At 67.5% G+C, this 20,738-nt stretch carries 17 protein-coding genes; 4 read left to right on the top strand and 13 right to left on the bottom strand.

Annotated features, from left to right (window positions below; genetic code table 11):
- Positions 1–110: 110 nt before the first annotated feature.
- The gene (locus D2E22_RS04645) at positions 111–734 is read right to left on the bottom strand and encodes a VTT domain-containing protein (protein ID WP_126032103.1); all 624 of its coding nucleotides are present in this window, start codon (positions 732–734) and stop codon (positions 111–113) included.
- A gap of 120 nt (positions 735–854) precedes the next feature.
- Between D2E22_RS04645 and serB the strand changes: the two genes are divergently transcribed.
- Complete coding sequence (serB, locus tag D2E22_RS04640) at positions 855–1,538, top strand: phosphoserine phosphatase SerB (protein WP_126031952.1); 684 nt, start codon at positions 855–857, stop codon at positions 1,536–1,538.
- Positions 1,539–1,611: 73 nt separating this feature from the next.
- Here serB and fmt read toward each other — a convergent pair whose 3' ends face one another.
- From fmt to rpoZ, 5 genes are all read right to left on the bottom strand, one after another.
- On the bottom strand, positions 1,612–2,589 hold the full coding sequence (fmt, locus tag D2E22_RS04635; RefSeq protein WP_126031951.1) for a methionyl-tRNA formyltransferase: 978 nt from the start codon (positions 2,587–2,589) through the stop codon (positions 1,612–1,614).
- A 141-nt stretch (positions 2,590–2,730) separates the two neighbouring features.
- Positions 2,731–4,935: a primosomal protein N' gene (locus D2E22_RS04630; protein ID WP_126031950.1), complete on the bottom strand. Its 2,205-nt coding sequence runs from the start codon at positions 4,933–4,935 to the stop codon at positions 2,731–2,733.
- A gap of 49 nt (positions 4,936–4,984) precedes the next feature.
- Positions 4,985–6,268, bottom strand: coding sequence for a class I SAM-dependent methyltransferase (locus D2E22_RS04625; protein WP_126031949.1), 1,284 nt, complete (start codon positions 6,266–6,268; stop codon positions 4,985–4,987).
- A 181-nt stretch (positions 6,269–6,449) separates the two neighbouring features.
- Positions 6,450–7,682 (bottom strand): methionine adenosyltransferase, encoded by a 1,233-nt coding sequence (gene metK, locus D2E22_RS04620; RefSeq protein WP_126031948.1) that lies wholly within the window; start codon positions 7,680–7,682, stop codon positions 6,450–6,452.
- 178 nt (positions 7,683–7,860) lie between these two features.
- A complete protein-coding gene (gene rpoZ / locus D2E22_RS04615; RefSeq protein WP_095612715.1) occupies positions 7,861–8,145 on the bottom strand; it encodes a DNA-directed RNA polymerase subunit omega in 285 nt (94 codons plus the stop codon).
- 205 nt (positions 8,146–8,350) lie between these two features.
- On the opposite strand from rpoZ, the gene ilvD reads away from it, so the two are divergent.
- Entirely contained in the window at positions 8,351–10,210 is a 1,860-nt protein-coding gene (gene ilvD / locus D2E22_RS04610) for a dihydroxy-acid dehydratase (protein WP_126031947.1), read from the top strand.
- Positions 10,211–10,294: 84 nt separating this feature from the next.
- On the opposite strand, the gene gmk is transcribed toward ilvD, so the two are convergent.
- From gmk to efp, 6 genes are all read right to left on the bottom strand, one after another.
- Complete coding sequence (gene gmk, locus D2E22_RS04605) at positions 10,295–10,858, bottom strand: guanylate kinase (RefSeq protein WP_241218207.1); 564 nt, start codon at positions 10,856–10,858, stop codon at positions 10,295–10,297.
- 162 nt (positions 10,859–11,020) lie between these two features.
- Positions 11,021–11,926 (bottom strand): orotidine-5'-phosphate decarboxylase, encoded by a 906-nt coding sequence (pyrF, locus tag D2E22_RS04600; RefSeq protein ID WP_126031945.1) that lies wholly within the window; start codon positions 11,924–11,926, stop codon positions 11,021–11,023.
- 31 nt (positions 11,927–11,957) lie between these two features.
- Positions 11,958–15,350, bottom strand: a complete 3,393-nt coding sequence (carB, locus tag D2E22_RS04595) for a carbamoyl-phosphate synthase large subunit (RefSeq protein WP_126031944.1) — start codon at positions 15,348–15,350, stop codon at positions 11,958–11,960.
- Positions 15,337–16,584 carry a glutamine-hydrolyzing carbamoyl-phosphate synthase small subunit gene (gene carA, locus D2E22_RS04590; RefSeq protein ID WP_164518417.1) on the bottom strand — a complete coding sequence of 416 codons (1,248 nt, stop codon included), beginning with the start codon at positions 16,582–16,584 and terminating at the stop codon, positions 15,337–15,339. The genes carB and carA overlap by 14 nt, the downstream gene beginning before the upstream one ends.
- A 69-nt stretch (positions 16,585–16,653) precedes the next feature.
- Entirely contained in the window at positions 16,654–17,091 is a 438-nt protein-coding gene (gene nusB, locus D2E22_RS04585; RefSeq protein ID WP_126031942.1) for a transcription antitermination factor NusB, read from the bottom strand.
- 33 nt (positions 17,092–17,124) lie between these two features.
- Complete coding sequence (gene efp, locus D2E22_RS04580; protein ID WP_126031941.1) at positions 17,125–17,688, bottom strand: elongation factor P; 564 nt, start codon at positions 17,686–17,688, stop codon at positions 17,125–17,127.
- Between the two features lie 174 nt (positions 17,689–17,862).
- Here efp and D2E22_RS04575 point away from each other — a divergent pair, with 174 nt between their 5' ends.
- Positions 17,863–18,414: a hypothetical protein gene (locus D2E22_RS04575; RefSeq protein WP_126031940.1), complete on the top strand. Its 552-nt coding sequence runs from the start codon at positions 17,863–17,865 to the stop codon at positions 18,412–18,414.
- Positions 18,415–18,643: 229 nt separating this feature from the next.
- A complete protein-coding gene (locus D2E22_RS04570) occupies positions 18,644–19,333 on the top strand; it encodes a Pr6Pr family membrane protein (protein ID WP_126031939.1) in 690 nt (229 codons plus the stop codon).
- 154 nt (positions 19,334–19,487) lie between these two features.
- Here the strand turns inward: D2E22_RS04570 and tuf are convergent, their stop codons facing one another.
- Positions 19,488–20,687, bottom strand: a complete 1,200-nt coding sequence (gene tuf, locus D2E22_RS04565) for an elongation factor Tu (RefSeq protein WP_126031938.1) — start codon at positions 20,685–20,687, stop codon at positions 19,488–19,490.
- Positions 20,688–20,738 lie beyond the last annotated feature (51 nt).

The raw sequence follows: 20,738 nt of genomic DNA, 5'->3' as shown, positions 1-20,738 counted from the left end.
CCGGACGGCTTCCGCCGCCGCATCGGGGCGTCGCCGCGAAGGCGACCCATCCCAGTGTAGCGGAAGCGACCATCCGGCCTTGACTTCAACGCGTAACGCGTACCGCCATGCTACCCGTCGGCGCGCGAGGCTCGCCGCTCGCGTATCAGATTGCGAATCCAACGTGCGCCGAAGAGGACGAGGACGGCGGCGAAGACGACGATGATGACGTCCTCGAACACATTGAGCACGCCGAGGATCGAGCACCACCGGTCGCCGAGCATGTATCCGGCGGTGACGAGCACCGTGTTCCAGACGGCCGAGCCGATGAAGGTCCACAGCGAGAACTGCGCGAAGTTCATCCGATTGAAGCCGGCCGGGATCGAGATGAGCGAGCGCACGACCGGGATGACGCGTCCGAGCAGCACCGACCAGCTGCCGTACTTCGTGAACCAGCGGTTCGCCTTGTCGACGTCGTCGCGGCTGACGCCGGGGATGCGGTCGGCGGCGCGGTGGATGCGGTGCAGACCGAACCAGCGGGCGATGCCGTAGAGCGCCCACGCGCCGATCAGCGAACCCATCGTCGCCCACAGGACCGCGGCAACGAGGCCCATGCTGCCACGGGCCGCCGTGAAGCCGGCAAGCGGCAGGATGATCTCGCTCGGGATCGGCGGGAAGATCGACTCGAGTGCGATCGCGAGCGCGACGCCGACGCCGCCGACGGTCTCCATGAGCTGCACGAGCCACGCGGTCATCGAGCCGATGAGGCCGTCCGAGCTCGTCGCGCACTGCAGCCGCTCGTCGACCGGGATCTGGGAGAGAATCATCGAAAAGCGCATTGCATTATTGTCCCAGCGTTTTTCGACAATCGTCACATGAGCCCAACACCTTTGCAAATCCTTGACGAGACGCCCACGCTGCGCCGTCCCGGCCTGCTCGTCATGGACGTCGACTCCACGCTGATCGACGAGGAGGTCATCGACGAACTCGGCGAGGCCGCCGGCGTCGGCGAACGCATCAGCGCGGTGACGGCGCGCGCGATGAACGGCGAGCTCGACTTCGCGCAGGCGCTCGACGCGCGCGTCGCGCTGCTCAAGGGACTGCCCACATCGATCTTCGACGACGTGTACCGCAGGCTGCATTTCACGAACGGCGCGCTGCAGCTCATCGACGAGCTGCATGCGCACGGGTGGAAGGTAGGCGTCGTCTCCGGCGGCTTCCATGAGATCGTCGACCGGCTCGCCGAGGCGGCCGGCCTCGACTACCGGATCGCGAACCGGCTCGAGGTGGACGGATCCACATGCACTCTCACCGGACGCGTCGACGGCCCGATCGTCACGAAGGACGTCAAGCTGCGCGCGATGCGTCGCTGGACGGCCGCCGACGGCGTCGACGCCACCCAGACGATTGCCGTCGGCGACGGAGCGAACGACCTGCCGATGATCGGCGAGGCGGCCTTGGGCATCGCGTTCTGCGCGAAGCCGGCCGTGCGCCGCGCCGCGCCGCACACGATCGACGAACGCGACCTGACGCGCGTCCTCGACTATCTGCGCCGCTGAGCGCGCGGCGCGGCGACGATGCAAAACGGCCGCAGGCTCCGCGGAGCCTGCGGCCGTCGTCGTACGTCAGCCTTCAGTCGAGGAACGCGCCGGGGCCCAGATGCGCGCCGCGCGCCCATTCGGCCGCGCCCATCTCCTTCTTGCCCTGCGCCTTGACGAGCTGCAGCTCAAGCGCCTCGGTGCTCGTGCCGACCCACACATGGTGCTTCGTGGCGCGCAGCTCGCCGGGCTTGAGGTCGTCGGGGACCTCGACGCTTTCGCGCAGCTCGGCGCTCGCCGGCGATGCCTTCGTCACATGCAGCGTCGTCGGTGCGAGCGCGTCGCCCTGCGCATGCAGACCGCACCATGCGCCGGGCAGCGGCGTGCAGGCGCGGATCTGGCGGTCGAGCGCGAAGACCGGCACGTCGAAGCGCATATGCGCGTCGTCGTGCGAGATCTTCGCGGCCACTTCGAAGGCGCCGGCCGGCTGTTCGACCGGCGTGATCTGGCCTTCGGCCATGCCCTCGAGCGAGGCGGCGAGCAGATGCGCGCCGTCCTCGGCGAGGCGGCCGAGCAGCTCGCCGGCGTTCTCGTGCGCGCCGATCTCGACCGTCGACTGCGCGAGCACCGGCCCCTCGTCCATGCCCTTCGTGACGCGGAACACCGACGCACCGGTCACCGACTCGCCCGCCCAGATCGCGCGCTGCGCCGGGGCGGCGCCGCGCCACTGCGGCAGCAGCGAGAAGTGCAGGTTGTACCAGCCCAGCGGCAGCGCCTCGAGCACCGGCTCCTTGAGAATCCTGCCGTAGGCGACGATCGCGGCGGCCTCCGCGCCGGTCGCCTTGAGCGCGGACAGGAAGGCCTCCTCGTTCGGATCGCATTCCATGACCGGCAGCCCCAGCTCGAGCGCGGCCATCTTGACCGGGCTCGCCATGAGCCTGCGGCCGCGGCCGGTCGGCGCGTCGGGACGCGTGAGCACGGCGACGACCTCGAAATGCTCGGTGTCCTTCGCCAGCGTCCTCAACGAGGGCACCGCCACCTCCGGCGTGCCCGCAAACAGTACTCGCAGCATCCTCACGTTCTCCTTGTCCGTTGTCCATCCATGATGACGTCGCCATCGCGAGCGGGCGGACGGTCCGGCCATCCGCCGCAGGTCGTCCCCCATCGTAGTCGACGAGGCCGGCGCACGGCGCGTGTCGCCGTAAGCTGAGCGCTACAGCAGGTCCTTGGGGTCGATGCGGAAGCGCAGCTCGCCGAACTCACGCGCCGCGACATGCCTCGCGACGGCGGTGCGCAGCCGCGTCGCCAGTTCGGCGCGCCGCGCATGCGTGACGAGCACGACGGCCTTGACGCGGTCGCGCATCTGCTCGAGTTCGCGCGAGTCCACGGTACGTTCGGGCGCGATCGGCACCGGGCCGAGCACCGCCGGGAACTCGTCGTCGCCGATGTGCAGCGCCGCCCAGTCGCCGCCGCCGACGACCCCGATGCGCCGCAGCGCCTCGGCGACGGCGTTGCGCTGCCCCCACACGCAGGCCGCGCTCACGAACGGCGGCAGACCGGCCTCGCGCCGCTGCGCGAGCTCGGCGCGGGCGAGGACGCGCGAATCCCATGTCATCAGCGACTGCGCGATCACCGGATCGGTCTCGCCGACGAGGAGCCCCACTCCCCCGTCGGCACGCGGCGCGCACAGCGCCATCGCGCGCATCCAGTCGCGCAGCACGTCGACGTACGCGTCGATGTTCTGCCGGTACAGGCTCGTCCACGCGTCAAGGATCGCGACGGCGCAGTAGGCGCCGTCGCGCACGCGGGGCTCCGCGCCCGGGGTCGCGATGACGATCGCCGGCGCGTCGGCGACCTGCTCGATGACGCCCTGCGGCTGATGCGGGCTCGACAGGATCATCGGCACGCCGCGGAACAGCCCCTGCAGCTCCTGCGCGGTGCCGGCGGCGCCCACGCGCACGACGCGCATGCGCTCGCCGCCGCAGTGCGGGCAGTGCCAGTCGACGGCCGGGGCGCCGCACCAGCGGCAGCGCGGCGCGGCGTTCGGCCCGCCGCGCTCGAGCGGCCCCGTGCAGCGCAGGCAGCGCGCCTGCCGCAGGCAGCGCGCGCACACCGGCGATTCGCTGATGCCGTCGGAGGGGATCGAGAACAGGACCGGGCCGTGTTCGAGCGCGGCCGACAACGCGCGCACGGCGGTGTGCGGCACGCGCGCGCCGATGCTCGGATCGGCCAGGCGCGCGAGCTCGTCGCGGTTGAGCCAACGCACCGGGGGCGCGGCGGCCCGCGCGATGTCCCGGCGGGGCACGATCGCCGTGCTAGGTCCGCTCACGGCGACAGGCATCGCCGTCGTGTCCTCGCACTCCCATTGGCTGAGCACGCTGCGCGCGTAGGCCATCGCGACGAAGACGCCGTCATGCAGCCGCGCGCGAAGCCGGCACACGCCGCGCGCGTTCGCGTACGGCATCAGACCGTCCGCATACTGGTAGGCGCCGTCGTCGAGCACGGCGAACAGCGCGTGGCCCGACACCGGCGCGTACATCGCCGCGCGCGTGCCGACGACGCAGCGCACACGTCCCGAGGCCACGGCCAGGTAGGAGCGGTAGCGTTGCGCCGGTCCGAGCGATCCGCTGAACACGGCCACTTCGCCGTCCCAGGACTCGCCGTCGGGCGCGAAGGCTCGCAGACCGGCGCCTTCGAGCGCGCGCATGACCTCCCACACCTCGCGCATCGTCGGCATGACGAGCACCGCCGATCCGCCGTGCGTAAGCGCCGACGCTGCCATCCACGCGAGATCGTCGGCGGCCGCGCCGGCGACGGCGTCGACGACGAAGGAGCGGAAACGGCCGGCGCCGAGCGCGTCTGCGAGGAGCTGCGCCTGCTCGTAGCGGCGCGCGAAGTCGGCGTACATCGCCTGCGCCGCGACGGCGCGCCCGCCTGCATCGGATTCCGGCGCACCGTCGAGCGCGGCGTCGGCCTGCGCCATCTGCTTGTCGACCGCGGCGATGCGCTGCGGCAGCGCGACGCGCACGATGTTCGCGCAGGTGCCTCCGTAGGCCTCGGCGATCGCGGCGACGTCGCGGCGCATCTGCCCGTCCATGACGACGCCGCTGAGCACACGCTCGATGTAGCGCAGCGCCGACGGGTCGGTGTCGCTGCGCTCGACGCGCTGCCAGATGATGCCGGATACGCGCTGTCCGCCGAAGCGCACGCGAACGAGGCAACCGGGACGCGCCGCGGCATCGAGGCGTTCGTCGATCAGATAGTCGAAGCAGCGTCCCAGATGGGTGGCCTGGATGTCGAGGACGACGCGCGCGACCGGCATCCGCGCGGCCGGCGTGCGCGGCGCCTTGCCGCGGGGGCGCCGCGCACGCGGCTGCATGCCGTCGAAGGTCGGTTGCGTCGCTTCGCTCGTGTTCATGGTTCCCACTGTAACGGCCTACCGCCGGCGCGCGGCGACGGCGTCCCGTTCAGTGGCGCGGCCACCACGGGCGCAGCGGGTAGACGTCGGTGCCGTCGTCCTGAGGCTTGATGGCAAGGAACTGGTGCACCTGGATGTTGTTCATCTCGAAGTTGTAGGCGCAGCCGGCCATGTACAGGCCCCACAGACGGGCCTTCGGCGCGCCGACGAGCTGGACCGCCTCGTCCCAGTGCGCGACGAGGTTCTCGTTCCAGCGGTGCAGCGTGAGCGCATAGTGCTGGCGCAGGTTCTCCTGGTTGACGACCTCGAATCCGGTGTCCTGGATGACCATCTCGATCTCGGCCGGGCTCGACAGTTCGCCGTCGGGGAAGATGTAGCGGTCGATGAACTCGCCCGCCTTCTTGCCCTGATGCGAGTTGCAGCGGGTGATCTGGTGGTTGAGCAGCATCGCGCCCGGCTTGAGCTTGTCGTAGATCTCCTGGAAATACGCCGGATAGTGCTTGTGGCCGACGTGCTCCATCATGCCGATCGAGCAGATCGCGTCGAAGTCGCCTTCGGGCACGTCGCGGTAGTCCATGAGACGCACCTCGGCGAGGTCGTCGAGACCTTCCTCGTGGATCCAGCGCTGCGCCCATTCGACCTGCTCTTCGGAGAGCGTGACGCCGAGCACGTGGATGCCGCGCTTGGCCGCCTCGATCTCCATCGAGCCCCAGCCGCAGCCGATGTCGAGCAGGCGGTCGCCGGGCTTGAGCGCGAGCTTGTCGAGGATGAGATCGAGCTTGGCCTGCTGCGCGGCCTCGAGCGACGTGTCCGGCGAATCGAAGACGGCGCAGGTGTAGGTCATCGACGGACCGAGGAACAGAGCGTAGAAGTCGTTCGACTGGTCGTAGTGGTAGCTGACGGTAGCCGCGTCGCCGGCCTTCGAATGCGGCAGCAGCCCTTCGGTCAGGCGGCGCAGCCTGCCGGGCCCCTCGATTTGAGGCGCGGCGGGACGCCGGATGCCGTGGGAGGCGATCGCGGCGAGCGCGCGTGCGAGCTGCGCCGGGTTCGGCGCGCGCAGATACGGCTTGACGGCCACGAGGTCGCCGAACAGCGTGTACGGGTCGCCGGGCACGAGCTGCGGCGAGCCGATGTCGCCCTGCAGATAGGCGCGCGCCAGGCCGAGTTCGCCGGGGGCGTTGACGAGGTGGTAGACGGCCCGCGAGTTGTTCACGGTGAGCGTGACCGGCGCGTCCGGGTCGCCGAAGCTCGAGCCGTCGAAGGCGGTCACATGGATCGGGGCGTCCGGTTTTATGAAAAGTTCCACCATCTGCGCGACGGTCATCGATGCCATTGTTCGTTCCTCCTTCTTGCGCGTCCGGCCGCGTCCTGTCGCGGTGCCGGTTTGGAAGCACAGTCTACCCATGCGATGTTGCGCGGGTGTTCAGCTGCCGGTAAAACCGGCGACGGCGCGACATGCATGACCGGGCGCCGTCCGTCGGACGGCGCCCGGTCATGCGCAGGCCGTGTCGGGCTCAGTCCGCGTCGTGTTCGGCGGCGATCGCGTCCCTGAGCGCGTCGACGCGGTTCGTCGCCTCCCAGGGGAAGTCGGCGTCCTCGCGTCCGAAATGGCCGTAGGCGGCGGTCTTCGCGTAGATCGGGCGCAGCAGGTCGAGCTCGTCGACGATCGCGGCGGGCCGCAGGTCGAAGACGCGGCGCACGGCGCGCTGGATCTGCTCGCGCGTCACGCCGTCGGCCTCCGTGCCGTAGGTCTCGACGTTGATGCTCACCGGATCGGCGACGCCGATCGCGTACGCGACCTGCACCTCGACCTTGTGCGCCAGGCCCGCGGCCACGATGTTCTTCGCGACCCAGCGCGCCGCGTAGGCGGCGGAGCGGTCGACCTTGCTCGGGTCCTTGCCGGAGAACGCGCCGCCGCCGTGGTGCGCGGCGCCGCCGTAGGTGTCGACGATGATCTTGCGGCCGGTCAGTCCGGCGTCGGCGGCCGGGCCGCCCATGATGAACGAGCCGGTCGGGTTGACGAGCACGCGGTAGTCGTCATGGCGTACGCGCTCGCCGAGGACCTCGTCGAGCACCGGTCTGATGACGTGCTCGTCGAGCTGCTCCCTGAGCCAGTCCTGCCGCACGGAGGGATCGTGCTGCGTCGAGACGAGGACGGTGTCGAGGCGCACCGGCACGTCGTGCTCGTCGTATTCGATCGTCACCTGCGTCTTACCGTCGGGGCGCAGGAACGGCACCTCGCCGGACTTGCGCACGTCGGTCAGGCGCTTGGCGAGGCGGTGCGCCAGATGGATCGGCAGCGGCATGAGCGCGTCGGTCTCGTCGCTCGCATAGCCGAACATGACGCCCTGGTCGCCGGCGCCCTGCGCCTCGTAGCGTTCCTCGCGCGACGCGGCGCCTTCGGCCCCGCGGCCCAGCCGCGAGACGCCCTGATTGATCTCGGGGCTCTGCTCGGTGATCGAGACGAGGACGCCGCACGAGTCGGCGTCGAGTCCCACCTCGGAGCTCGTGTAGCCGATGTCGCGCACGACGGAGCGCACGATGTTCTGGATGTCGCTGTATCCTTCGCTCGAGACCTCGCCGAAGACGAAGAACTGCCCGGTCGTCGCCGACGTCTCGACGGCGACGTGCGAATGGGGGTCCTGACGCAGCATGTCGTCGAGGATCGCGTCGGAAATCTGGTCGCAGATCTTGTCCGGATGCCCTTCGGTCACCGATTCCGCGGAAATCAACTTGAGTTCGGCCATAAAACTCCCCTGGTGCTGGTGGTGTGCGATGCTGCGGGCGCATGGGTTGGAAAACGTCCGCAACACATCATAGTCGTCGTGTCGCATATTAGGCGACCTCCGGTTTCCCATGCCGCGCATTACGCGGCGTGGGAAACCGGAGGTCGGGGACCGAGGGCGGCCCGGGGCCGCCGGTCGGTCAGTTGCCCTCGCTGAGGTCGTCCTCGCCGAGGGTCTCCTCGAGCAGTCCCTCGTTGATCTCGCGGAAGGCGATCGACAGCGGCTTCTCCTGGCTCTGGTACTCGACGAGCGGGCCGACGTTCTGCAGCAGTCCCTCGTTGAGCTGCGTGAAGTAGGAATTGATCTGACGGGCGCGCTTCGCGGCGAAGATCGCCAGCGCGTACTTGGAGTCCGCGTGCTCCATCAGGTCGTCGATCGGCGGATTCGCAAGTCCGGTCGGGGTAGGCTCGGTACCGAATGCCATAGTTGAGGTCTCCAAATCACTCGCACGATGCTTGTTCAGCTTGTTCAAAACAGTCATTCTATCTCAGGGCGCAGACCCGTTCGAGCGTCGCCGTGCATGCCATACGGGCTCCGCGACCGCCGAGTTGTCAAGGTTCGGCGAAGATTGCCCACGATATGACCATTCGGCGGCATGGCGCACGGCCGGTGCTGTTGAATGGTCTGTTATGGAAATGCGATCTGCGAAAATCATGAACGGAAGAATGTTCGCCGGCGCCCGTGCGCTCTACCGCGCCGCCGGTGTGGATGGCAAGGACTTCGGCAAGCCGATCGTCGCCATCGCGAATTCCTTCGACGAGTTCGTCCCAGGGCATGTCCATCTCAACAAGGTGGGTCGCCTCGTCTCCGAAGCCGTCAAGAGGGCCGGCGGCATCCCGCGTGAATTCAACACGATGGCCGTCGACGACGGCATCGCGATGGGCCACACCGGCATGCTCTACTCGCTGCCGAGCCGCGAGATCATCGCCGACACCGTCGAATACCAGGTCAACGCCCATTGCGCCGACGCGCTCATCTGCATCTCGAACTGCGACAAGATCACGCCGGGCATGCTGATGGCCGCGCTGCGCCTGAACATCCCGACCGTCTTCGTCTCCGGCGGCCCGATGGAGTCGGGCACCACCGTGCTGCCCGACGGCACCGTCAAGGAGAACACCGACCTCATCGACGTCATGTACGCGTCGGCCGACGACGCCATGACCGACGAGGACCTGCTCGCGTACGAGCGCACCGTCTGCCCGACCTGCGGATCGTGCGCCGGCATGTTCACGGCGAACTCGATGAACTGCCTGACCGAGGCGATCGGCCTCGCGCTGCCCGGCAACGGCACCGTCCTCGCCTCCCACGGCTACCGCAAGCAGCTCTTCGAGCGCGCCGCGCAGACGGTCGTCGACATCGCGAACCGCTACTACCACGAGGACGACGAATCCGTGCTGCCCCGTTCGATCGCGACGAAGCACGCCTTCGAGAACGCGATGACGATGGACGTGGCGATGGGCGGCTCGACGAACACCGTGCTGCATATCCTCGCGATGGCGCAGTCGGCCGACGTCGACTTCACGCTCAACGATATCGAGCGCATCTCGCACACCGTCCAGTGCATCTGCAAGGCCTCCCCTTCCGGCGAATGGGAGATCTCCGACGTGCACCGCGCCGGCGGCATCACCGGCATCCTCGGCGAGCTCGACCGCGCCGGCAAGCTGCACCGCGACGTGCATTCGATCGACTATCCGTCGCTCGAGGCGAAGCTCGACGACTGGGACGTCATGCGAGAGACCTGCACCGACCATGCGAGGGACTTCTTCAGGGCGGCGCCGGGCCACATCGTCTCCCCCGAGCCGTGGACGCATGAGACGAAATTCGATTCGCTCGACACCGACCGCGTCGACGGCGCGATCCACGACGTCGAGCATCCGGCCGTCACCGAAGGCGGTCTCGCCGTGCTGCGCGGCAACCTCGCCCCCGACGGCTGCGTCGTCAAGACCGCCGGCGTGCCCAAGGAGATCTGGACCTTCCGTGGCCCGGCGCTCGTCGTCGAATCGCAGGAGCAGGCCGTCGAGGTCATCCTCAACGACACGCTCAAACCCGGCCAGGCGCTCATCATCCGCTATGAGGGCCCCAAGGGCGGCCCGGGAATGCAGGAGATGCTCTACCCGACCTCCTTCGTCAAGGGCAAGGGCATCGGCAAGGAGGTCGCGCTCATCACCGACGGCCGCTATTCGGGTGGTTCCTCGGGCCTGTCGATCGGCCATGTCGCCCCGGAGGCCGCCAGCGGCGGCACGATCGCGCTCGTCGAGGACGGCGACATCATCTCCATCGACATCCCGAACCGCAGGATCGACGTCGAGCTGTCCGATGAGGAGCTCGCCGAACGCCGCGCGAAGCTTGAGGCCGGCGACGGCTACGTCGCGCACCGCGACCGTCAGGTCAGTCAGGCGCTCAAGGCCTTCGCCGCGTTCGCGCGCTCCGCGGACAAGGGCGCGACGCGCGACCCGGAGCTCATCGACCGTCTCTCCGGTCTGGCCTGACCGGGCCGGCACCCGGCGACGGCGCACACGAAAGCCCCCACCGGCATTGCTGTCGGTGGGGGGCTTTCGTGTCTGACAGGCCGCCTATTCGGCGATGCCGTATTCGTCGGCGATGATCCTCCACAGGTCGTCGGCGGTGCGCTCGACCTCACGATTGACGATCGTCACGTCGAACTCCGGTTCGGCCGCCAGTTCGACCTTCGCCGTCTCGAGCCGCTTCGCCTGCTGCTCGGGCGTTTCGGTGCCGCGTCCGGCGAGCCGCCGCTTGAGTTCGTCGAAGTTCGGCGGGGCGATGAACACGGTGACGATCTCAAGGCCGAGCTCCTTGGCTCGTTCCTTGACGCGGCGCGCGCCCTGCAGATCGATCTCGAGCAGCGTCGGCGTGTTCGCGGCGAGATGCTCGCGCACCGGCTCGAGCGGTGTACCGTAGTGCGCCATGCCGTGCACGACGGCCGTCTCGAGGAACTCGCCGGCGGCCTCCTTGGCGACGAACTCGCCGTCGTCCATGAACCAGTAGTCGACGCCGTCGCGTTCTCCCGGGCGCGGCGCGCGCGTCGTCGCCGACACCGACACCCACACCTCGGGGTGCTTGTCGAGCATCGCCGCCTCGACGGTGCCCTTGCCGACCGCCGTCGGCCCGGTGAGCACGACAAGCCTGCCGCCCTTGCCATCCGGTGCCGCCGCGTCGACGACGGCCTGCGCCGGCTGCTGTTGAGAATGTGCCACGTTCCGCCTCCCGTATGTCATGCGGCGGTGACGCCGCCGCGTCCGTTGGTCTGGTATGCATGCCGCGCCGATCGCCCGGCGCGCTCAGTCGAGCGTCTCCTCCATCAGCGCGAGGCGCACGTCGAGCGCGATGCTTTCGGTGGCCTGAATGAGCGACTGGATGTTCGGTCCGTGCTCGGCGATCGCACGGGAGACGGTGACGAGGACGTTGCCGTGGGTGCCGCGGAACACGGTCTTGAGGTCGTGCGCCTCGGCGCCCTGCCAGCCGTAGCCGGGCGAGAGGATCGGACCGGTGAAGCTCGACGGCGCCACGCCGCTCTCCTGCAGCCACTGGCCGATAGTCGCGCCGATGATCAGCCCGACCGAGCCGAGGCCGGGCACCTCCACATTGTATTTCTGCGCGGTGTTGGCGATGCCGTAGGCGACCGTCTTGCCCTTGTACTCGCCGGTCTGGCGGATCGCCGTCTGCAGGCTTGCGCCTTCCGGGTTCGACGTGAGCGACGCGATGAACACGCCTCGTCCGTTGTTGAGCGCGTCCTCGATGACGCCGCCGAGCGAGCGTGCGCCGTAGTACGGCAGCAGCGTGATCGCGTCGGCGAGCATCGGCGCGTTCGGCTTGAAGTAGGCGTCGGCGATCGCCGAGATCGTCGTCGACAGGCCGCCGTGCAGGCAGTCGACGATCGTGATGATGTCCATCTGCCGCGCGGCGAAGAGGACGCGTTCGAGCGCCGCGTAGCCGCGTGAGCCGTAGCGCTCGAACATCGAGGTCTGGAATTTGACGGCGGCCGCGCGTCCGTTGGCCGCCTGCAGCATGCGCATCGCGTAGAGCTCGGCGCCCTGCGCGTCGATGTCGTACCCCCAGTCCGCGAGGAGCCTGCGATGCGGGTCGATGCCCACGCACAGCGGGCCGTACTGCTTCATCGAATTGCTCAGCCGCAACCCGAAATCGGATCGCAACGCGAGCTGCTCCTGCGTGCCGGGGTCGGTCATGATGCTGCTCCTCCCCTTGTGTGAAGGTCGGTTATCCGTTGTCTTTTGACTGGCGTTCGAGGGCGAACAGTTCGCGGGCATGATCCTGGATGCTCATGACCTGATAGTCGTTCGCCTTGACCGCCTCTATCGCCAATAGTACCGCAGAGAACTCGGTCATCGTTGTGAACTGCGGCACATCCGCGGCGATCGCCGCGGCGCGGATCGAATACCCGTCCGAACGCGAGCCACGCGAGTTCGGCGTGTTGAGGATGAGGTCGATCCTGCCTTCCTCGATGAGCTCGACGACGTTCTTGCCGATGCTGCCGGCCGCCTTCCTCACCTCGACCGGAGCCTCGGGATCGGAGTCGACGCGCGCCGTGATCTTGTCGACGATCTTCGAGTCGATGCCGTAGCGGCGCAGCACCGATGCGGTGCCTTCGGTCGCGCAGATCGTGAATCCGAGTTCGACGAGGCGCACCGCGAACAGCGGCAGCTGGCGCTTGTCGGTGTCGTTGACCGAGATGAAGACAGTGCCGGACGTCGGCAGGCCACCCTCGTAGGCCGACAGCTGGCTCTTCGCGAAGGCGTGCGGGAAGTCGCGGTCGAAGCCCATGACCTCGCCGGTCGAACGCATCTCGGGTCCGAGCAGGATGTCGACGGTCTTGCCGACCGGCGTGCGGAAGCGCTTGAACGGCAGCACCGACTCCTTGACCGCCACCTGCTGGCCGATGCGCACGTCGCCGCCGTCGCCGTGCGGCAGCAGCAGGCCGCTGTCGCGCTGCTGCTGGATCGTCTCGCCGACCATGATGCGCGCCGCGGCCTTCGCGAGCGCGACGCCGGTCGCCTTCGACGCGAAGGGCACGGTGCGCGAGGCGCGCGGGTTCGCCTCGATGACGTAGAGCGTGTTCGCCATGAACGCGTACTGCACGTTGATCAGGCCCTGCACGCCGCAGCCCTTGGCGATCGCGAGCGTCGCCTCGCGCAGACGGCGGATCTGGTCGTCGCTCAACGTGCTCGGCGGCAATGTGCACGCCGCGTCGCCGGAGTGGACGCCCGCCTCCTCGATGTGCTCCATGATGCCGCCGATGTAGAGCTCGTGGCCGTCGAACAGCGCGTCGACGTCGATCTCGATCGCGTCCTGCAGGAACTTGTCGATGAGCAGCGGCGAGGGCAGGCGTCCGGAGACGACGGTGTCGGCCTTCGCCTGGTCGAGCGCGCGGTTGACGTACTTCTCGAGCTGCGCGTCGTCGTAGACGATTTCCATGCCGCGTCCGCCGAGCACGTAGCTCGGGCGCACGAGCACGGGATAGCCGATCGAATGCGCGGCCTCAAGCGCCTCGTCGAGGCTGAGCGCGGTGCCGAAGCGCGGCGCGTTGAGCTTCTCGGCGCGCAGCACGTCGCCGAAGAGCTCGCGGTTCTCGGCCAGGTCGATCGATTCGGGGCTCGTGCCGAGAATCGGCACGCCGGCGGCCTTGAGGCGCGCGGCGAGCGACAGCGGCGTCTGGCCGCCGAGCTGCACGATGACGCCCTTGATCGGCCCCATCTTCTTCTCGGCCTCGTAGATCTCGAGGACGTCCTCGAAGGTCAGCGGCTCGAAGTAGAGACGGTCGGACATGTCATAGTCGGTCGAGACGGTCTCCGGGTTGCAGTTGACCATGATCGTGTCGTAGTCCTTGCCGAGCTCCTGCACCGCGTGCACGCAGGTGTAGTCGAACTCGATGCCCTGGCCGATGCGGTTGGGGCCGGAGCCGAGGATGATGACGGCTTCGCGGTCGCGCTTACGCAGCTCGGTCTCGTCGGCGTAGCACGAGTAGTAGTACGGCGTGGCCGCGTCGAACTCAGCGGCACAGGTGTCGACGGTCTTGTAGACCGGGTGCAGCCCGTAGTTCCAGCGCAGTTCGCGGATCGTGTTCTCGCCGGCGTCGCCCAGGCCGCGCAGATGCGCGATCTGCAGGTCGGACAGGCCTGCGAGCTTCGCCTTCCTCAGCAGGCGCGGCGAAAGCGTCTCGGCGTCGCGCACCTGCATCGCCATGTCGTTGATGCGGGTGAGCTGGCGGATGAACCACGGGTCGATCTTCGTGGCCTTGAAGATCTGCGCCTCGGTGGCGCCGCCCCAGATTGCGCGCATGAGCTGCAGGTAGCGGTGCTCGGTCGGCGTCCTCATCGCCCGCAGCAGTTCGGCGACCTCGTCGGCGGACGGCCTCTCGCCGTCCCATGAGAAGCCCATGTCGCGCTTGTCGATCGAGCGCATCGCCTTACCGAGCGACTCGGCGAAGTTGCCGGCGAGCGCCATCGCCTCGCCGACCGACTTCATCGACGTCGTCAGCGTCGGGTCGGCGCCCGGGAACTTCTCGAACGCGAAGCGCGGCACCTTCGTGACGACGTAGTCGATCGTCGGCTCGAAGCTCGCCGGCGTGGACTTCGTGATGTCGTTCTGGATCTCGTCGAGCGTGTAGCCGAGCGCGAGTTTCGTCGCGATCTTCGCGATCGGGAAGCCGGTGGCCTTCGACGCGAGCGCCGACGAACGCGAGACGCGGGGGTTCATCTCGATGACGATGATGCGGCCGGTCTCGGGGTGGATCGCGAACTGGATGTTGCAGCCGCCGGTGTCGACGCCGACGCCGCGGATGATCGCGATGCCGATGTCGCGCAGCTTCTGGTACTCGCGGTCGGTGAGCGTGAACACCGGGGCGACGGTGATCGAGTCGCCGGTGTGCACGCCGACCGGGTCGACGTTCTCGATCGGGCAGACGACCACGACGTTGTCGTTGCGGTCGCGCATGAGCTCGAGCTCGTATTCCTTCCAGCCCTCGATGCCCTCCTCGATGAGCACCTCGTCGGTCGGCGAATAGTGGATGCCGGCGCCGGCGATGCGGTGCAGCTCCTCGGTGTCGTGCGCGATGCCCGAGCCGAGGCCGCCCATCGTGAACGACGGGCGCACGACGAGCGGGAATCCGAAGCGTTCGGCGATTGCGTCGACCTCCTCGATCGTGTGCGCGATGTCGGAGCGCGCCGACTCGGCGCCGGCCTCCTCGACGACTTTCTTGAACGATTCGCGGTCCTCGCCGCGGTCGATCGCCTCGAGCGAGGCGCCGATGAGCTCGACGCCGTACTTCTCGAGCACGCCGGCCTCGCCGAGCGCGACGGCCGCGTTGAGCGCGGTCTGGCCGCCGAGCGTCGGCAGCAGCGCGTCGGGGCGCTCCTTGGCGATGATGCGTTCGAGGATCGGCGTGGCGATCGGCTCGATGTAGGTGGCGTCGGCCATCTCCGGGTCGGTCATGATCGTGGCCGGATTGGAGTTGACGAGGATGACGCGGATGCCTTCCTCACGCAGGATGCGGCAGGCCTGGGTTCCCGAATAGTCGAACTCGGCGGCCTGACCGATGACGATCGGGCCGGAGCCGATGACCATCACCGACTTGATGTCGTTACGCTTGGGCATTCGTGGATTCCTCCTTGACATTCTTGGCGTTGGCGTCGTTCATCATCGCGACGAAGCGGTCGAACAGATAGGCGGCGTCGTGCGGGCCGGCGGCGGCCTCGGGATGGTACTGGACGGAGAAGGCGGGGATGTCGACGCACTGCAGGCCTTCGACGACGTCGTCGTTGAGGTCGACGTGGCTGACGAAGACCTTGCCGTAGCGGCCGTCGCCGTACGGGGCGTCGACGGTCTCGCCGATCGGGGCGTCGACGGCGAAGCCGTGGTTGTGCGCGGTCACCTCGACCTTGCCGGTCGTCAGGTCCTTGACCGGCTGGTTGACGCCGCGGTGGCCGAACTTGAGCTTGTAGGTGCCGAAGCCGAGCGCGCGGCCGAGCAGCTGGTTGCCGAAGCAGATGCCGAAGAACGGGTAGCCGGCGTCGAGCACGCGGCGCAGTAGCGCGACCATGTCGCCGGCCTGCTCCGGGTCGCCCGGGCCGTTGGAGAAGAAGACGCCGTCGGGGCCGAGCGCCTCGATCTGCTCGAAGGTCGTCGTCGAGGGCAGCACATGCACGCGGCAGCCGCGTTCGGCCATGCGGCGCGGCGTCATCGCCTTGATGCCCAGGTCGATCGCGGCGACGGTCGCGACGGGCTCATGCCCTTCGAACGCGCCGGCCGGTTCGATGACGTAGGCCTCGTCGGTGCTCACCTCGTCGTACAGGCTCATGCCCTTCATCTGCGGCGTGGCGCGCACGTCGGCGAGCAGCGACTCGATCGTGCGCGCTTCTCCGTCGGCGCCGACGAGCGCGTCGCCGGAGAAGATGCCGGCGCGCATGACGCCCGCGTCGCGCAGATGACGCACGAGCCTGCGGGTGTCGATGTGGCTGATGCCGACGATGCCGTCGGCGTCGAGCGCATCGTCGAGTGTGCCGTCGGCGCGCCAGTTGCTCACTGTCGGACTGGGATCGCGCACGACGTAGCCGGCGACCCAGATGCGCGGGGACTCCGGGTCCTCGGCGTTGACGCCGGTGTCCCCGATATGCGGGAACGTCTGCACGACGATCTGACGGTCGTAGCTTGGATCGGTGAGCGTCTCCTGATAGCCGGTCATCGCGGTGGAGAAGACGATCTCGCCGCGTGTCTCGCCGCGCGCGCCGTAAGGTTCGCCTACATAGACCTGCCCGTCCTCGAGCACGAGGACGGCGTCGTCGGCGGTGAAAGTGGATGCCGAGTCGATCTGGTTCACCAAAACCCCCATTCATCAAGGTTGTCGAAAAACGATGGATAGCGGCCGGTTGAGACTCGCGACCCGGCCAAACGCGTCGGCTTATTCGGCCTGGTCCGATCGCCCGTCCTCGCCGTCGGGATGCCCGGAGGCGCTTATCGCGCTGAGCAGGCCGTGGATGAAGGACGGCGCGTCGTCGTCGCACAAGGTCTTGGCGAGGTTGATCGCTTCGTCGATGGCCACTTTGTCGGGTACCTCGTCGTTGTAGACGATCTCCCATGTCGCAATACGAAGGATATTACGGTCGATGACGTGCATGCGGCGCACCTTCCAGCTGGTGGAATGGTCGTTGAGCATGCGGTCGATGTCACGGCGGTGGTCGGCGACGCCGCGCACGATTTCGACGGCGTAGTCGGGAAGCGGTGTCTGCGCGCCCGGTTCGGCGATGCGCTCATCAAGAAGGGACAGGATGTCCTGTCCCTTCTCGTCCGCTTCATACAACGTGTTCAGAGCCCTCTTGCGAGCGGTGGAACGTGCCATGGAGCTGATGGTCCTTTACTTGCCCGGTCTGGATCAGTTCTCGCGGCCCAGATAGGAGCCGTCCTCGGTGCTGACCTTGACCTTCTCGCCCTCGCCGATGAACAGCGGCACCTGGATCTCGGCGCCGGTCTCGACCGTGGCCGGCTTCGTGCCGGCGTTCGAACGGTTGCCCTGCAGGCCCGGCTCGGTGTGGGTGATGGTCAGGACGACGGAGGCCGGCAGCTCCACGGACAGCGGCTGGCCGTCATGGAAGGAGACGATGCAGTCGGTGCCCTCGAGCAGGTACTTCGCCTTGTCGCCGACGAGTGCCTTCGGGATCATGATCTGGTCGTAGGAGGTCATGTCCATGAAGACGAAGTTGTCGCCGTCGTCGTAGGAGTACTGCAGCGTGCGGTTGTCGACGGTCTCGAACTCCATCTTCATGCCCGCGTTGAAGGTCTTGTCGACGATCTTGCCCGACAGGACGTTCTTGATCGTCGTGCGCACGAAGGCGGGGCCCTTGCCCGGCTTGACGTGCTGGAACTTGATGACCTGCCACAGCTGGCCGTCCAGGTTGAGGATGGATCCGTTCTTGATGTCGTTGGTAGTCTGTGCCAAATTACTCACCTATTCATTCGACGTGTCGTACAGCTATACAAAGAGCCTTGCATATTATGCCAGTACCTCTATACACGCCGCCGCGCCAGCGGTTACGCCATCGACCGCAACGGCGGCGGGGCGCGTCCGGGACGGACTATACCTGTGAGCAGACACTACGTCAAGGAGGCATCCATGATCGATCCACTCGTCAACGACGCGCTGCTCGACGGCCGCTCCGTCATCATCGTCGGAGACGCGCCGCTCGCCGACAAGGTGACGACGTTCCAGTCCCTCGTCGACGCCGTCGCCGACATGCGCAAGCTCGCCGTCATCGACGAAAAACACGTCCTGCCGACCGTGCCGCCGTCCGCGGACGTCATCGACGCCGATTTCAGGGGCGTCGATGCGATCCACCGCGAGATCCGCGAGCACGGCGACACGGTCGTCGCGGTGCCGGACATGCGCCGCGGCGACATCGTCCGTCTGCTGATGGACTTCGCCGGTCAGGAGGACGGCCAGGTCCTCCTCATCAACGACGCGCGCTCGGACGCCGAGGACACGCTGCGCGACGACCTGCCGATGATCCTGCTCAAGTCGTCGCCGTCGGGCCACACCGAGTTCTCCGACGCGGCGATCAAGGCGATGAACCCGGTCGTCGTCTCCCTCGACGCCAACGGCAACGTCGAGTCGCTCAAGGTGGTCGACCTGCACAAGGATGGCCTGCACACGGTCACGTTCCGTTGATCCGCATGGCGGCCACAACGGCCGTCCGCGCTTCCCCCGGGGGATCGCGGACGGCTGTTTTTTGTGCTTCCCCACAAATTCGCGCCGCGCGCTTGGCGCGAGTCGCACAACGCGCGTGCACGCCGACTGCCGTAGATTGGACCGGTCGTGACCGCGCATCTTCCGTGCACGGGCGGCCCATCATCCCCTCAGCGCCCATCCGGCGCCCATCCAAGGAGCATCCCATCCCATGGTACGCAGCAGAACCGCGCAGCTCATCATCCAGACCTTCTACGTCGCCTTCGGCCTCGTCGGCGTCCTCGGCAGCCTCGGGCTGTACGACGCCGAGTTCGACCCCGACTTCTTCGTCTACTTCACGAACCTGTCGAACTACCTGTGCATCGGCGTCATGCTGTGCGAACTCGTCCAGACCGCGCGCCGCCGCGATGACGGCCCGGTAACCTTCGCCCCGCAGCTCAAGTTCGTCAGCGTCATCGCGATCCTGCTCACGTTCTTCGTCTTCAACCTGCTGCTCGCCGGACGGCCCGACCGCGATCCGGCGCAGAACTTCCAGGTGACGAGCCTGCTCTTCCACGTCGCGCTGCCGCTGCTGTTCACTTTCGACTGGCTGCTGTGCTACGAGCACCGCCGCGCGCGCTGGACCTATCCGCTCACCGCGACGATCTTCCCGCTGTGTTACGTCGGCTTCGTCTATATCCGCGCATGGCTGTGCCATTTCGATCCCGACACGCCGCTGCTCTACCCCTATTTCTTCCTTGATGCCGCGCAGCTCGGCGTCGGCGGCGTCCTGCGCTGGATCGGCGTGCTGCTCGTCGCCTTCGTCGTCTTCGGCGCGCTGATGGCCGCGCTCGACCACGTGCTGCCTGCCTCCGACGGCTCCCCCGCATCGGCGCGCGCCGCCACGTCCGAGGCCGACTGATCCGCACGCGAGAACGCAGCCGCCCCGACGGGCGGCTGTTTTTCGTATCCACCAATCCGCGCATAAATCCGCCGATATGAAGCAAGCCCCCACCTGAAACCAGGTGGGGGCTTGCGATCAGTCGCGTACTACCGCGTCAGATCATCGCATCGAATCAGGCGAGGATCTTGGTGACACGGCCCGAGCCGACGGTGTGGCCGCCTTCGCGCACTGCGAAGGTGAGGCCCTCTTCCATGGCGATCGGCTGGATGAGCTCGACCGTGAAGGTCGCGTGATCGCCAGGCTGAACCATCTCGACGCCTTCCGGCAGCGTGATGACGCCGGTGACGTCCGTCGTGCGGAAGTAGAACTGCGGACGGTAGTTCGAGAAGAACGGCGAGTGGCGGCCGCCCTCGTCCTTGGTGAGGACGTAGACTTCGCCTTCGAACTTGGTGTGCGGGGTGACCGAACCCGGGGCGGCCACGACCTGGCCACGCTCGACATCGGTGCGGTTGATGCCGCGCAGCAGCAGACCGGTGTTGTCGCCTGCCTCGCACTCATCCATCTGCTTGTGGAAGGTCTCGATGGAGGTGACGGTGGTGGTCTGGGTCGGGCGGATGCCGACGATCTCGACGTTGGTGTTGATCGGCAGGCGGCCACGCTCGACACGACCGGTGACGACGGTGCCACGACCGGAGATCGTGAAGACATCCTCGATCGGCATCAGGAACGGCTTGTCGAGGTCATGGACCGGCGTCGGGATGTAGTCGTCGACGTCGTTCATCAGTTCCTTGACGGTCTCGACCCACTTCTCGTGATCCGGAGCGTCGTCGTGCAGCGCGCCGTAAGCGGAGGTGTGGACGACCGGGCAGTCGCGATCGAAGCCGTTCTCGTCGAGGAGGTCACGGACCTCTTCCTCGACGAGCTCGATGAGCTCTTCGTCATCGACCATATCGCACTTGTTCAGCGCGACGAGGATCTTCGGAACGCCGACCTGACGGGCGAGCAGGACGTGCTCGCGGGTCTGGGCCATCGGGCCGTCGGTGGCGGCCACAACGAGAATCGCGCCATCCATCTGGGCGGCGCCGGTGATCATGTTCTTGACGAAGTCGGCGTGGCCCGGGCAGTCGACGTGAGCGTAGTGACGCTTCTCGGTCTGGTACTCGATGTGGGCGATGTTGATGGTGATACCACGCTGCTGCTCTTCCGGAGCGGCGTCGATCTGGTTGAAGTCGTACTCCGGGTTCAGATCCGGGAACTCATCGTGCAGGACCTTGGAGATCGCTGCGGTGAGGGTCGTCTTGCCGTGATCGACGTGGCCGATCGTACCGATGTTAACGTGCGGCTTAGTACGCTCGTACTTTTCCTTTGCCATGTGTTTGTCCTCCTGGACGTTCTCGTAGTAAGCCTTGATCGCTCAAGGCAC

Origin of the sequence: Bifidobacterium castoris (assembly GCF_003952025.1) — a bacterium.
In the GTDB taxonomy this organism is placed as follows: domain Bacteria; phylum Actinomycetota; class Actinomycetes; order Actinomycetales; family Bifidobacteriaceae; genus Bifidobacterium; species Bifidobacterium castoris.
The sequence above is the reverse complement of the archived record's forward strand: the minus strand, read 5'-3'. Positions and strand labels throughout refer to the sequence as shown.

What these genes read in the sequence shown, in the direction of transcription:
- serB (WP_126031952.1), top strand. Translation starts at nt 855, where the DNA reads ATGAGCCCAACACCTTTGCAAATCCTTGACGAGACGCCCACGCTGCGC.
- pyrF (WP_126031945.1), bottom strand. Translation starts at nt 11,926, where the DNA reads ATGACCGACCCCGGCACGCAGGAGCAGCTCGCGTTGCGATCCGATTTC.
- D2E22_RS04630 (WP_126031950.1), bottom strand. Translation starts at nt 4,935, where the DNA reads ATGAACACGAGCGAAGCGACGCAACCGACCTTCGACGGCATGCAGCCG.
- carB (WP_126031944.1), bottom strand. Translation starts at nt 15,350, where the DNA reads ATGCCCAAGCGTAACGACATCAAGTCGGTGATGGTCATCGGCTCCGGC.
- ilvD (WP_126031947.1), top strand. Translation starts at nt 8,351, where the DNA reads ATGGAAATGCGATCTGCGAAAATCATGAACGGAAGAATGTTCGCCGGC.
- D2E22_RS04570 (WP_126031939.1), top strand. Translation starts at nt 18,644, where the DNA reads ATGGTACGCAGCAGAACCGCGCAGCTCATCATCCAGACCTTCTACGTC.
- D2E22_RS04625 (WP_126031949.1), bottom strand. Translation starts at nt 6,268, where the DNA reads ATGGCATCGATGACCGTCGCGCAGATGGTGGAACTTTTCATAAAACCG.
- rpoZ (WP_095612715.1), bottom strand. Translation starts at nt 8,145, where the DNA reads ATGGCATTCGGTACCGAGCCTACCCCGACCGGACTTGCGAATCCGCCG.
- carA (WP_164518417.1), bottom strand. Translation starts at nt 16,584, where the DNA reads ATGGGGGTTTTGGTGAACCAGATCGACTCGGCATCCACTTTCACCGCC.
- nusB (WP_126031942.1), bottom strand. Translation starts at nt 17,091, where the DNA reads ATGGCACGTTCCACCGCTCGCAAGAGGGCTCTGAACACGTTGTATGAA.
- metK (WP_126031948.1), bottom strand. Translation starts at nt 7,682, where the DNA reads ATGGCCGAACTCAAGTTGATTTCCGCGGAATCGGTGACCGAAGGGCAT.
- tuf (WP_126031938.1), bottom strand. Translation starts at nt 20,687, where the DNA reads ATGGCAAAGGAAAAGTACGAGCGTACTAAGCCGCACGTTAACATCGGT.
- D2E22_RS04645 (WP_126032103.1), bottom strand. Translation starts at nt 734, where the DNA reads ATGACCGCGTGGCTCGTGCAGCTCATGGAGACCGTCGGCGGCGTCGGC.
- fmt (WP_126031951.1), bottom strand. Translation starts at nt 2,589, where the DNA reads ATGCTGCGAGTACTGTTTGCGGGCACGCCGGAGGTGGCGGTGCCCTCG.
- D2E22_RS04575 (WP_126031940.1), top strand. Translation starts at nt 17,863, where the DNA reads ATGATCGATCCACTCGTCAACGACGCGCTGCTCGACGGCCGCTCCGTC.